Source organism: Pseudomonas sp. ACM7 (assembly GCF_004136015.1).
GTDB lineage: Bacteria > Pseudomonadota > Gammaproteobacteria > Pseudomonadales > Pseudomonadaceae > Aquipseudomonas > Aquipseudomonas frigoris.
This window is the reverse complement of the sequence record NZ_CP024866.1, coordinates 4,522,175-4,535,291: the sequence shown is the minus strand read 5'-3', so window position 1 is coordinate 4,535,291 and position 13,117 is coordinate 4,522,175. Positions and strand designations below refer to the sequence as shown.

The 13,117-nt window shown below is 59.3% G+C and carries 10 protein-coding genes and 1 pseudogene; all 11 read right to left on the bottom strand.

Annotated features, from left to right (window positions below; translation table 11 throughout):
* Window positions 1–5: 5 nt before the first annotated feature.
* A complete protein-coding gene (gene motD, locus CUN63_RS21445) occupies window positions 6–896 on the bottom strand; it encodes a flagellar motor protein MotD (protein ID WP_008155811.1) in 891 nt (296 codons plus the stop codon).
* A gap of 15 nt (window positions 897–911) precedes the next feature.
* Window positions 912–1,652 (bottom strand): flagellar motor protein, encoded by a 741-nt coding sequence (locus CUN63_RS21440; protein ID WP_129442211.1) that lies wholly within the window; start codon window positions 1,650–1,652, stop codon window positions 912–914.
* Window positions 1,652–2,782 carry a chemotaxis response regulator protein-glutamate methylesterase gene (locus CUN63_RS21435; protein WP_129442209.1) on the bottom strand — a complete coding sequence of 377 codons (1,131 nt, stop codon included), beginning with the start codon at window positions 2,780–2,782 and terminating at the stop codon, window positions 1,652–1,654. Before CUN63_RS21435 ends, CUN63_RS21440 begins: the two co-directional genes overlap by 1 nt.
* 49 nt (window positions 2,783–2,831) lie before the next feature.
* The gene (locus tag CUN63_RS21430) at window positions 2,832–5,081 is read right to left on the bottom strand and encodes a chemotaxis protein CheA (RefSeq protein ID WP_129442207.1); all 2,250 of its coding nucleotides are present in this window, start codon (window positions 5,079–5,081) and stop codon (window positions 2,832–2,834) included.
* Between the two features lie 37 nt (window positions 5,082–5,118).
* Window positions 5,119–5,907 carry a protein phosphatase CheZ gene (locus tag CUN63_RS21425; protein ID WP_046046370.1) on the bottom strand — a complete coding sequence of 263 codons (789 nt, stop codon included), beginning with the start codon at window positions 5,905–5,907 and terminating at the stop codon, window positions 5,119–5,121.
* A 30-nt stretch (window positions 5,908–5,937) separates the two neighbouring features.
* Window positions 5,938–6,309 carry a chemotaxis response regulator CheY gene (locus CUN63_RS21420; protein ID WP_003183998.1) on the bottom strand — a complete coding sequence of 124 codons (372 nt, stop codon included), beginning with the start codon at window positions 6,307–6,309 and terminating at the stop codon, window positions 5,938–5,940.
* A 167-nt stretch (window positions 6,310–6,476) separates the two neighbouring features.
* The gene (fliA, locus tag CUN63_RS21415; RefSeq protein WP_007894214.1) at window positions 6,477–7,217 is read right to left on the bottom strand and encodes an RNA polymerase sigma factor FliA; all 741 of its coding nucleotides are present in this window, start codon (window positions 7,215–7,217) and stop codon (window positions 6,477–6,479) included.
* On the bottom strand, window positions 7,214–8,044 hold the full coding sequence (gene fleN / locus CUN63_RS21410) for a flagellar synthesis regulator FleN (protein ID WP_008001746.1): 831 nt from the start codon (window positions 8,042–8,044) through the stop codon (window positions 7,214–7,216). The genes fliA and fleN overlap by 4 nt, the downstream gene beginning before the upstream one ends.
* 116 nt (window positions 8,045–8,160) lie before the next feature.
* Window positions 8,161–9,489, bottom strand: coding sequence for a flagellar biosynthesis protein FlhF (flhF, locus tag CUN63_RS21405; RefSeq protein WP_129442205.1), 1,329 nt, complete (start codon window positions 9,487–9,489; stop codon window positions 8,161–8,163).
* A gap of 11 nt (window positions 9,490–9,500) precedes the next feature.
* Window positions 9,501–11,630 (bottom strand): flagellar biosynthesis protein FlhA, encoded by a 2,130-nt coding sequence (flhA, locus tag CUN63_RS21400; RefSeq protein ID WP_129442203.1) that lies wholly within the window; start codon window positions 11,628–11,630, stop codon window positions 9,501–9,503.
* Between the two features lie 316 nt (window positions 11,631–11,946).
* Window positions 11,947–13,117 (bottom strand): annotated as a pseudogene (locus CUN63_RS31725) (hypothetical protein); the annotation flags it as partial.

Genomic DNA, 13,117 nt, shown 5'->3' with positions numbered 1-13,117 from the left:
AAAGCTCAACGTATTAATGCGGGTGACGGAGAATTGACGGCACTCTCTCGTCCCGGCGACTTGACCGGGGTCGGTGCAGTTTGTGTGCCAGCACGCTTCAACGCGGCATCCGGTTTCGCATTGGCCGTTCCGGTACCCGTGAGGCTGCGGCGTACATCCAGATTTCGTGACACCACCAGCACCACGCGACGGTTACGCGCCCGGCCCTCGGCAGTGGCGTTGTTGGCCACTGGCTGGAACTCGCCGTAACCCACCGACGCCAGACGACCGGGGTTCACACCCTGCATCGCCAGCATGCGCACGATGCTCGCCGACCGGGCGGAGGACAGCTCCCAGTTGGTCGGGTATTGCGCGGTGCGGATCGGTTGATCGTCAGTGAAACCTTCGACGTGAATCGGGTTGTCGAACGGCTTCAGAATCGCAGCAACCTTGTCGATGATGTTGAACGCGATGTCGCTGGGCATGGCGTCGCCGCTGCCGAACAACAGGCTGGAATTGAGTTCGATCTCGACCCACAGTTCGTTGCCGCGAATGGTCATCTGGTTGGAACTGATCAAGTCGCCGAACGCGGCGCTGATGTCGTCGGCGATGCTTTTGAGCGGATCGCTGGCACCCGCGATACCGGCATCGACCTGCTCGGCGTCTTTAACCAGCGGCTTGGCCGGGGTCACGGTCTTCGGTCGCTCGTCGCCGATCGGGATCGGCTTGAGGGCGCGGTCGGAGTCGGTAAAGACCCCGATCAACGCTTCGGAAATAACCTTGTACTTGCCTTCGTTGATCGAAGAGATCGAGTACATCACCACGAAGAAAGCGAACAGCAACGTAATGAAGTCGGCGTACGAAACCAGCCAACGCTCATGGTTTACATGTTCTTCAGGTTGGCGACGACGTGCCATGGTCCATGTCTCCCATCAATCCATGAAGCCCTGAAGCTTCAACTCAATAGAGCGAGGGTTTTCACCTTCGGCGATCGACAGAATGCCTTCCAACAACATTTCGCGATAACGCGACTGCCGCAAAGCGACGGACTTGAGTTTGGCGGCAATCGGCAGCAGCACCAGGTTGGCACTGGCCACGCCGTAGATGGTCGCGACGAAGGCCACGGCAATGCCGCTACCCAGTTGCGATGGATCGGCCAGGTTGCCCATCACGTGGATCAGGCCCATCACCGCACCGATGATGCCGATGGTCGGCGCGTAGCCGCCCATGCTTTCGAAGACTTTGGCGGCTTCGATGTCGCGGCTTTCCTGAGTGTAGAAATCCACTTCCAGAATGCTGCGAATCGCTTCCGGTTCGGCGCCGTCCACCAGCAGTTGCAGGCCTTTGCGCGAGTAGTTGTCAGGTTCGGCGTCGGCCACCCCTTCCAGACCGAGCAAGCCTTCCTTGCGTGCGGTCAGGCTCCAGCTGACAACACGATCGACGCCACCGGCGAGGTCGATGCGTGGCGGAAACAGGATCCAGGCCAGAATCTGCATGGCGCGCTTGAAGGCGCTCATCGGCGCCTGCAACAGCGCCGCACCGATGGTCCCACCGAGTACGATCAACGCCGCCGGGCCGTTGGCCAGAGCGCCGAGGTGGCCGCCTTCAAGGTAGTTGCCGCCAATGATGGCGACAAACGCCATGATGATCCCGATGAGGCTTAAAACATCCATCAGATACAAGCCTCGACCAGATGCTTGCCAATATCGTCCAGGCCGTACACCGCGTCGGCGAGTTCGGCTTTGACAATGGCCATCGGCATGCCGTAGATCACGCAGCTGGCTTCATCCTGAGCCCAGATCGAGCTGCCGCCCTGCTTGAGCAGACGCGCGCCTTCGCGACCATCGGCGCCCATGCCGGTCAATACGACCGCCAGAACTTTGTCACCGTAAGACTTGGCTGCGGAACCGAAGGTGATGTCCACGCACGGCTTGTAGTTCAGACGTTCGTCGCCCGGGAGGATCTTCACCGCGCCACGGCCGTCGATCATCATTTGCTTGCCACCCGGCGCCAGCAACGCCAGGCCCGGACGCAGGATGTCGCCATCCTCGGCTTCCTTGACGCTGATGCGGCAGAGCTTGTCCAGTCGTTCGGCGAAGGCCTTGGTGAAGGCGGCCGGCATGTGCTGGATCAATACGATGGGTGCAGGGAAGTTGGCCGGCAACTGGGTCAGAACCCGCTGCAGGGCAACCGGGCCGCCAGTGGACGTACCGATGGCGACCAGTTTGTAGGCTTTGCGTTTCGGCGCGGGCGACGACGAGGCCGGGGCGTGGGTACGCGCCGGAATCGGCGCCGGTGCCGGACGCGCAGGCGCGCTGCTGCCGTAGCTGCTGACGCTCGAAGGTGCAGGCGTCGGGGCGGGTGCGGCGACAGGTGCCGGAGCGCTGTAGGTGTTGGCGCGACGGTTACTGCGCGAGATGCTGAGAATCTTCTCGCACAGCAGTTGCTTGACCTTCTCCGGGTTGCGGGAGATGTCTTCGAAATTCTTCGGCAGGAAATCCACCGCGCCGGCGTCCAGCGCGTCGAGGGTTACCCGAGCGCCTTCGTGGGTCAGCGAGGAGAACATCAGCACCGGGGTCGGGCAGCGCTGCATGATGTGCCGCACCGCCGTGATGCCATCCATCATCGGCATCTCGTAGTCCATGGTGATCACGTCTGGCTTGAGGGCCAGCGCCTGATCAATCGCCTCTTTTCCGTTGGTCGCCGTGCCGACGACCTGGATATTCGGATCCGCTGAAAGAATTTCCGAGACGCGGCGGCGGAAAAACCCCGAATCGTCCACCACCAGGACTTTAACTGCCATAAACACTCCGTTAGACGGAGCGAGGCTCAGTCGCCCCGCCCCACCAGAATCAAATACGCCGTGCGGCGTAACGCTTGAGCATGCTCGGAACATCGAGAATCAGCGCAATGCGGCCGTCACCGGTGATGGTGGCGCCGGACATGCCCGGGGTTCCCTGGAGCATTTTGCCCAATGGCTTGATGACCACTTCTTCCTGGCCCACCAGTTGATCGACGACGAAGCCGATCCGCTGAGTGCCCACCGAAAGGATCACCACATGGCCTTCGCGCTGCTCTTCGTGAGCGGCGGAGCTGACCAGCCAGCGTTTGAGGTAGAACAATGGCAGCGCCTTGTCCCGCACGATCACCACTTCCTGGCCGTCCACCACGTTGGTGCGCGACAGGTCGAGGTGGAAGATCTCGTTGACGTTCACCAGCGGGAACGCAAACGCCTGGTTGCCCAGCATGACCATCAGCGTCGGCATGATCGCCAGGGTCAACGGGACCTTGATGACGATCTTCGAGCCCTTGCCCTTGGTCGAATAGATATTGATGGTGCCGTTGAGCTGGGCGATTTTGGTTTTCACCACGTCCATGCCCACGCCGCGTCCGGAGACATCGGAAATTTCGGTCTTGGTCGAGAAACCCGGCGCGAAGATCAGGTTGAAGCAATCGGATTCGCTGAGGCGATCCGCTGCATCCTTGTCCATCAAGCCTTTCTTCACGGCAATGCCGCGCAGAACATCGGCGTCCATGCCCTTGCCGTCATCGGAGATCGACAGCAGGATGTGGTCGCCTTCCTGTTCAGCGGACAGGATCACCTTGCCGCTGCGAGGCTTGCCCATCGCTTCACGCTCGGCCGGCTCTTCAATACCGTGGTCGACCGAGTTGCGAACCAAGTGGACCAGCGGGTCGGCCAGGGCCTCGACGAGGTTCTTGTCGAGGTCGGTTTCTTCGCCGACCAATTCCAGGTTGATCTCTTTCTTGAGCTGGCGAGCCAGGTCGCGAACCAGGCGCGGGAAACGCCCGAAGACCTTCTTGATCGGTTGCATCCGGGTCTTCATGACCGCGGTTTGCAGGTCGGCCGTGACCACGTCGAGGTTCGACACGGCCTTGGACATGGCTTCGTCGCCGCTGTTGAGGCCCAGACGGACCAAGCGGTTACGCACCAGTACCAACTCGCCGACCATGTTCATGATTTCGTCGAGACGCGCGGTATCGACCCGCACGGTAGTCTCGGCTTCGCTGGCCGGTTTTTCCGGTGGCGGCGCGGCCGGGGCACGGGCCGGAGCCGGGGCAGCAGCAGCGGCAGGCTTCGGCGCTTCGGCTTTAGGCTCGGGCGCTTTGGCAACGGGTTTCGGTGCAACAGCCTTGGCAATTGGCGCCACAACCGAAGCGCTGGCGCCCGACGCGGTACCGACTTCAGTGAACTTGCCTTTGCCGTGCAATTCGTCGAGCAGTGATTCGAACTCGTGATCGGAGATCAGATCGCCGCCAGCCGCTTTAGCGGTTGGCGCAGCCGGGGCCGGGACCGCAGCAATGGCCGATTCCAGCGCATCAACGGCAAAGTTGCCCTTGCCGTGCAACTGATCGAGCAGTGCTTCGAACTCGTCGTCGGTGATATCGGAGCTGTCGCCTGCCGCTTTCGGGGCAGCCGGTGCGGCTGGCGCAGGGGCTACCGCATCGACGGCGAACTGGCCTTTACCGTGCAGTTGATCGAGCAACGACTCGAACTCGGCATCGGTTATTTCGTCGCTGGCTGCCGCGTTGCTGCTCGGCGCTGGCACAGCTGCCGGGGCTTCTGCCTGAGCCTTGACGGCGTTCAGCGAGTCCAGCAGTTGTTCGAATTCGTTATCGGTGATGTCACCCGATTCGCTTTCGGCGGCAGGTTCTTCCACCACTTCGGCGACCGGAGCCGTTTCATCGGCGGTTTGCGGCTCGGCCAGACGCGCCAGCGCTGCCAGCAATTCAGGCGTGGCAGCCGTGATCGGGCTGCGCTCGCGGACTTCGGTAAACATGCCGTTCACCGCATCCAGCGCTTCGAGAACCACGTCCATCAGTTCCGAGTCGACGCGACGTTCACCCTTGCGCAGGATGTCGAACACGTTCTCGGCGATGTGACAGCACTCCACCAGCTCGTTGAGCTGGAGGAAGCCGGCGCCTCCTTTTACAGTGTGAAAACCGCGAAAAATTGCATTGAGCAAGTCCGCATCATCAGGTCGGCTTTCAAGCTCGACCAGCTGTTCGGACAGTTGCTCTAGAATCTCGCCGGCCTCAACCAGGAAATCCTGAAGGATCTCTTCATCGGCGCCGAAGCTCATTAAGGGGGTGCTCCTAAAGGTCTAAAAACCTAAAAACCTAAAATCCAAGACTGGATAGCAAATCGTCCACATCGTCCTGACCGGACACAACGTCTTCTCTTTTATCGGCATGAATCTGCGGACCTTCACCCTGAGAGAGATGTTTTTGCGGATCTTTTTCTGCCAGCATCGCTTCACGGTCATGTTCGATGCCCGCAAAGCGGTCCACCTGACTGGCCATAAGCACGAGCTTGAGCAGGTTGCTTTCAACTTCGGTGACCAATTGGGTCACACGCTTGATCACCTGACCGGTGAGATCCTGGTAATCCTGAGCGAGCAGAATGTCGTTGAGGTTGCTCGACACAACGCGATTGTCTTCGCTGCTGCGTGTCAGGAAACCGTCGACTCGCCGGGCCAGCTCGCGGAACTCTTCAGCCCCGACTTCGCGACGCATGAACCGTCCCCAGTCGGTGCTCAGGGCCTGGGCTTCGTTGCTCAGGCCGTTGACCAGTGGCGTGGCGTTTTCCACCAGGTCCATGGTGCGGTTGGCAGCGGCCTCGGTCAGCTTGACCACATAACCCAGACGCTCGGTGGCATCCGTGATCTGCGAGACTTCCTCGGCTTGCGGCATGTGCGGGTCAATCTGGAAATTGACGATTGCGCTATGCAGCTCGCGAGTGAGCTTGCCCACTTCCTGATACAGGCCACGGTCACGGGTCTGATTGAGCTCATGGATCAGTTGCACAGCGTCGCCGAACCTGCCTTTTTCAAGGCTTTCGACCAGTTCGACCGCGTGTTTTTTCAGAGTCGATTCGAAATCGCCCTGTGAAGACTCGTTATGCTCCATAGCTCCCCCGTGGCGCAGTGGCTTCGCACATCAACCGATGCGTTCGAAAATCTTCTCGATTTTTTCTTTTAACGCCTGGGCCGTGAAGGGCTTGACCACATAGCCGTTAACACCGGCCTGGGCTGCCTCGATGATCTGCTCGCGCTTGGCTTCAGCGGTCACCATCAGCACCGGCAGGTGCTTGAGCTTTTCATCGGCACGCACGTGGCGCAGCAGGTCGATACCGGTCATGCCAGGCATGTTCCAGTCTGTTACCAGAAAGTCGATGCTGCCGCTGTTGAGAACCGGAATGGCAGTAGTGCCATCGTCGGCCTCGACCGTGTTGGTGAACCCAAGGTCACGCAACAGGTTTTTAATGATCCGCCGCATCGTTGAGAAGTCATCAACGATGAGGATTTTCATGTTCTTGTCCAATTCGACCTCCAAGCAGTCTTAAACGCGCCCAGCACCTGGACGCGCCATTTCAATCAATCCGGCAAAGCACTCAATGACTGTCTGGAGCACAACAGATCGGGACCGGTAAGGTTCAACACCCCACCCGCCGCGTTCGCAGTGTCCCCACACTGCCTTCAGCGCGCTCGCCACTCCCCCAAACGCCCCCGCAAACGGGCCGCGCACTGGCTGTGTAACTGGCTGACCCGAGATTCGCTGACCCCCAGGACCTCACCGATTTCCTTGAGATTCAACTCTTCGTCGTAGTACAGCGCCAACACCAGTCGCTCACGCTCCGGCAAATTGGCAATCGCGTCCGCCAGCGCCGCCTGGAAGCGTTCATCTTCCAGATCGCGTGACGGCTCGAGATGAGCACTCGCGCCATCCTCGTGCAGCCCTTCGTGTTCGCCGTCCTGCAACAGATCGTCGAAACTGAATAAGCGGCTGCCCAGGGTGTCGTTCAAAATCCCGTAATAATCGTCGAGACTCAATTGGAGTTCGGCCGCAACCTCGTGATCTTTAGCGTCACGGCCGGTTTTAGCTTCAATAGAGCGAATTGCGTCGCTGACCATGCGGGTATTGCGGTGGACCGAACGCGGCGCCCAGTCCCCCTTGCGTACTTCATCGAGCATCGCGCCACGGATTCGTATGCCCGCGTACGTCTCGAAACTCGCGCCTTTGCTGGCGTCGTATTTGGTCGACACTTCAAGCAAGCCGATCATCCCGGCCTGGATCAGATCTTCAACCTGGACACTGGCTGGCAGACGCGCCAGCAAGTGGTAGGCAATGCGTTTAACCAGTGGCGCGTAACGCTCGATCAGCTCGTACTGCGCGTCACGTGCCGACTTCTTGTAGAGGTTGTAGCCACTGGCTGTCATAGGACGGGTCCTGCCGTTTGTTGCACGAGGCGCTCGACGAAAAACTCCAGGTGCCCACGCGGGTTGGCAGGTAGCGGCCAGGTATCGACCTTCTGTGCAATGGCCTTGAACGCCAGTGAGCACTTGGAACGCGGGAAGGCTTCATAGACGGCGCGCTGCTTCTGCACGGCCTTACGCACGCTTTCGTCGTAAGGCACCGCGCCGACGTATTGTAAGGCGACGTCAAGGAAGCGATCCGTGACCTTGGTCAACTTGGCGAACAGGTTGCGCCCTTCCTGCGGACTTTGGGCCATGTTGGCCAGGACGCGGAAGCGGTTCATGCCGTAATCGCGGTTCAGCAGTTTGATCAGTGCGTAGGCATCGGTGATCGAGGTCGGTTCGTCGCAGACCACCAGCAAGACTTCTTGCGCTGCGCGGACGAAACTGACGACCGAGTCACCAATGCCCGCAGCGGTGTCGATCACCAGCACGTCGAGGTTGTCGCCGATATCGCTGAACGCCTGGATCAGGCCGGCGTGTTGGGCCGGGCTTAAATGAACCATGCTCTGTGTGCCGGACGCGGCCGGGACGATGCGAATGCCGCCAGGGCCCTGCAACAGTACGTCGCGCAGCTCGCAGCGGCCTTCGATCACGTCGGCCAAAGTACGTTTGGGTGTCAGTCCCAGCAGGACGTCGACGTTCGCCAGCCCCAGATCGGCGTCCAACAGCATGACGCGCCGACCGAGCTCAGCTAGAGCCAGGGACAAGTTCACTGACACGTTAGTCTTCCCGACGCCACCTTTGCCGCCGGTCACCGCGATCACCTGTACGGGATGCATGCTGCCCATGAATTTTCTTTACCTTGTCTTACTTAGACGGAGGCCACATTACTGGCTGCGCGTTCACTAACTGAACAATGCATGGCAGACCATCGATGTAGGTACAAAAACTGTTCATTAATACCTCAGCCGACCTGCTTGGTCGGGCTGTGGTAAATATCAGCGAACATGTCAGCCATGGCTTCTTCGCTGGGTTCTTCTTGCATTTGCACGCTGACGGCGCGACTGACCAACTGATGACGACGCGGTAGATGCAAATCATCCGGAATCCGCGGGCCATCGGTGAGGTAAGCCACCGGCAATTCATGACTGATGGCCAGGCTCAACACCTCGCCCAGACTTGCCGTTTCATCCAGTTTAGTCAGGATGCAGCCAGCGAGCCCACAACGCTTGTAACTGTGATAAGCGGCCGTTAGAACCTGTTTCTGGCTGGTGGTTGCCAGGACCAGATAATTTTTCGATTTGATGCCACGACCGGCCAGGCTTTCGAGCTGCATGCGCAGTGCCGGATCGCTGGCCTGTAGGCCCGCGGTATCGATCAGCACCACGCGTTTGCGCAGCAAAGGCTCCAGAGCCTGCACCAGCGATTGGCCCGGATCGACATGCGTCACCGACACATTGAGGATCCGGCCCAACGTCTTGAGTTGTTCCTGAGCACCAATACGGTAGCTGTCCATGCTGACCAGCGCGATATTCTGCGCGCCGTACTTGAGCACGTAACGGGCCGCGAGTTTGGCCAGGGTGGTGGTCTTGCCCATGCCGGCAGGGCCGACCATGGCAATCACGCCGCCCTCTTCCAGAGGCTCGACTTCCGGTGTGACGATCATCCGCGCCAGGTGTGCCAGCAACATGCGCCAGGCCTGACGAGGTTCTTCAATATCGGTAATCAGCGCCAGCAAATCGCGCGACAACGGGCCGGACAGGCCAATGCGTTGCAGGCGACGCCAAAGATTGGCCTGGGCCGGACGGCTGCCTTGCAGCTGATTCCAGGCCAGGGAGCCGAGTTGCACTTCCATCAGTTCGCGCAGGCTGTTGAGTTCGAAACGCATCGAGTCGAACGCCCGTGGGTCGACGCCACCGGAGGCAGGTGCCGCAGCCGGTACTGGACGACGGGGTTCGGTGTAGGTCGGCTCGATCAGCGGCTCGGCGGCGGTCAGTGGCAGGCCGGCGAACAACTGGCGATTGGTGGACTTATCGCTCTCGCCATCGCTGCGCAGGCTCAGTTCGGCCTGGGCGGTGACGATCCGCGACTGGGTCTTGCGCAGCTCGTCTTCGAGTTCCATGTTCGGAACGCGCGGAGCCAGCGCCGACAACTTGTAATCCAGGGCAGCCGTCAGCTCGACCCCACCGGCGATCCGGCGGTTGCCAATGATAGCGGCATCAGCGCCCAGCTCATCACGAACCAGCTTCATGGCCTGACGCATATCGGCGGCGAAAAAACGCTTAACTTGCATAAACCACTACCTCAGCCGTTGGGCCCTACTGTCGCAACGATGGTCACTTGCTTGTTGTCAGGAATTTCCTGGTAAGCCAACACATGCAAACCCGGGACTGCCAATCGGCCGAATCGCGACAGCATCGCGCGAACCGGACCGGCTACCAACAGAATCACCGGTTGACCTTGCATTTCCTGACGCTGCGCCGCATCGATCAACGAGCGTTGCAGTTTCTCAGCCATGCTTGGCTCCAGCAGAACACCCTCTTCCGAGCCTTGTCCTGCCTTCTGAAGACTATTGAGCAATATTTGTTCCAACCTTGGCTCCAGGGTGATCACTGGTAGCTCGGAGTCAGTCCCTACAATGCTTTGGACGATTGCGCGGGATACGCCGACGCGCACCGCGGCCACCAGCGCGGCAGTATCTTGACTCTTGCTGGCATTGTTTGCGATGGCTTCGGCAATGCTGCGAATGTCCCGTACTGGCACCTGTTCGGCTAGCAATGCCTGCAATACTTTGAGCAACTGAGACAGAGACACCACACCAGGCACCAGCTCTTCGGCCAGTTTTGGTGAGCTTTTGGCCAACAATTGCATGAGTTGCTGCACTTCTTCGTGACCGATCAACTCGCTCGAGTGCTTGTACAAAATCTGGTTCAAGTGGGTTGCCACTACCGTACTGGCATCGACCACGGTGTAACCGAGGGATTGTGCCTGGGCACGCTGGCTGATTTCGATCCAGACCGCCTCCAGACCGAAAGCCGGATCTTTGGCGGTAATGCCATTGAGCGTACCGTAGACCTGCCCCGGGTTGATCGCCAGTTCGCGGTCCGGGTAAATCTCCGCCTCAGCGAGGATCACCCCCATCAGGGTCAGGCGATAGGCACTCGGCGCCAGGTCGAGGTTGTCACGGATATGCACGGTCGGCATCAGGAAGCCCAGGTCCTGGGACAACTTCTTGCGCACACCTTTGATCCGCGCCAGCAACTGACCACCCTGATTGCGATCCACCAGCGGAATCAGCCGGTAGCCGACTTCCAGGCCGATCATGTCGATCGGAGTGACGTCATCCCAGCCAAGCTCCTTGGTTTCCTGAGCGCGGGCCGGCGATGGCAACAGCTCCTGCTGACGCTTGACCTCTTGCAATGCCTGAACCTTGACCACGTTCTGCTTCTTCCAGAACAGGTACGCGCCGCCGGCCGCCAGGGCTGCCATGCTGAGAAAGGAAAAGTGCGGCATGCCCGGCACGAGGCCCATCACCGCCATCAAACCCGCCGCCACGGCCAACGCTTTGGGCGAGGCGAACATCTGGCGATTGATCTGCTTGCCCATGTCTTCCGAACCGGAAGCACGGGTCACCATGATCGCTGCTGCTGTAGATAAAAGCAGTGATGGCAATTGCGCCACCAAACCGTCACCGATGGTCAACAGCGCGTAAACCTTGCCGGCGTCGCCGAAGCTCATGCCATGCTGGAAGATACCGACCGCCATGCCGCCGATCAGGTTGATGAACAGAATCAGCAGGCCGGCAATGGCGTCACCGCGAACGAACTTGCTGGCACCGTCCATGGAACCGTAGAACTCGGCTTCCTGTGCCACTTCCATCCGGCGCAGCTTGGCCTGGTTCTGATCGATCAGACCGGCGTTCAAATCGGCGTCGATGGCCATTTGTTTACCGGGCATCGCATCAAGGGTGAAACGCGCGCTCACCTCGGAAATCCGCCCGGCGCCCTTGGTCACCACGACGAAGTTGATGATCATCAAAATCGCGAACACAACGATACCGACCACGTAGTTGCCGCCGATCACCACCTCACCGAAGGCCTGGATCACCTTACCGGCGGCGGCATGGCCGTCCTGACCGTGGAGCATCACCACTCGCGTGGAGGCCACGTTCAGCGCCAGTCGCAACAGGGTCGCCACCAGCAGAATGGTCGGGAACACCGCGAAATCCAGCGGCCGCAACGCGTAAACACAGACCAGCAAGACGACAATCGACAACGCGATGTTGAAGGTGAAGAACACGTCCAGCAGGAACGGCGGCACCGGCAACATCATCATCGCCAGCATGACCAGCAGCAACAACGGCACACCCAGATTGCCTCGACTTAAGTCGGCAACGTTTGTGCGAGCACTGTTGAATAACTGAGAGCGATCCACCGGTTTTCCCCGTTCCTTTAAAGCAAACTTTTTGACGCCTGAAGCAGGCGCAGAGCGGGTACTGCAAGAAGCCTTCCAACTTTTGCGGGGGCGGGGAATAGAGGGGTTTATGGATTCTGTGTAGTCTGGACTGGCGCCATAGCGACCAAGTCCGCTATCACCTGGATTAGCCTCGGACTGACAGTCGCGGCACTTCCGACCGGCAACCCTGAAAATTCACCGGACATTTCCATGGCTCTGGAATCAAGGGTGCAGGTTTATTTTTCATGTCGGAAAAATAAACCTTCACCTTTTCTGCTCATTTACTTTTTAAGCTTCAGGAAAGTCTTCTCACTATGATGTTATCTATCTGATAGTCATTCCCTCCGTCACTGCCACCGCCACCGCCCCTGTCCTGGTGACTCATTATGCGCACTAGCTGATTTCCAGTCTGGGTAACGGAGAAGTTGGCACTCTGTTGATACCATTGCCCTGTCCTGGGGACGCTATAGACAGGAAGTATCTGTTGGTTCGAGGCGGTGCTGACTGAAAAAATCGGCGGTATATTGTTTACGAGCGGACTAAAGTTTCGAACGCTATAGCTGAATGAGTAGGTTCGTCCTGCCATGAAGTTAAATGTTTGACTGAACAACACTCCGGCATGCCCTGTATGAGCTGTCGTATCGTTATGAAACACCCCCCCCGTAATACGCCCTTGAAAACCTGCAGGGCCTATTTGCCAGTTACCTGCGGTCCCATTGCTGAAGTCAGTAATGGAGTCCCGCCAGGTATCAACCACTACGGTAAAGGTCCGGGCCGGAGATACCGGGTTATTACCATAAAGCCCTCTGGCCGTAATGCTATGAAAACCAACCCCCACCGACAGACTGATCTCCCCCCATCCACCGATACTGTTGACCGATGCGTTCTGCTTCGGACTACCATTATCACGAACCTCGACAGTGGTATTGATAGACGCATTGCCGCCGACATACACGGTGGTTGCCGTGGTCGTGCCGCCGTTGGCAATAGAATTCCCCTGCGGGTCCCTGACGGCAACACTCGGTGTGACCAATGCCACCACGGTCAAGGTCCATGCCGCCGATGATAGCGACTCCGATTTCGCGACGAAGCTGTGCCCTGCCCGGCTCAGCCCGGTGCGGGTCGAGGTCCAGCTCCCATCGGGCTTGACATCGACCGTCTGCGGCAGAGCGCCGTTATCGGTAATGACGACCTTCAGGTTCGGTGTCGCCTTGCCCGTCAGGATCACCGTCGTGTCGACGGTCGTGCCGCGGTTGGCGATATCCCGCAACTGCGAGTCGGTGACCTTGTCGATGGTCGGCTGCACCTCTGCCACCACATTTACAACCCAGGCCGCCGACGCCAGCGATTCCGATTTCGCGACGAAGCTGTGCGCGGTCCGGCTCAGCCCGGTGCGGGTCGAGGTCCAGCTCCCATCGGGCTTGACATCGACCGTCTGCGGCAGAGCGCCGTTATCGGTAATGACG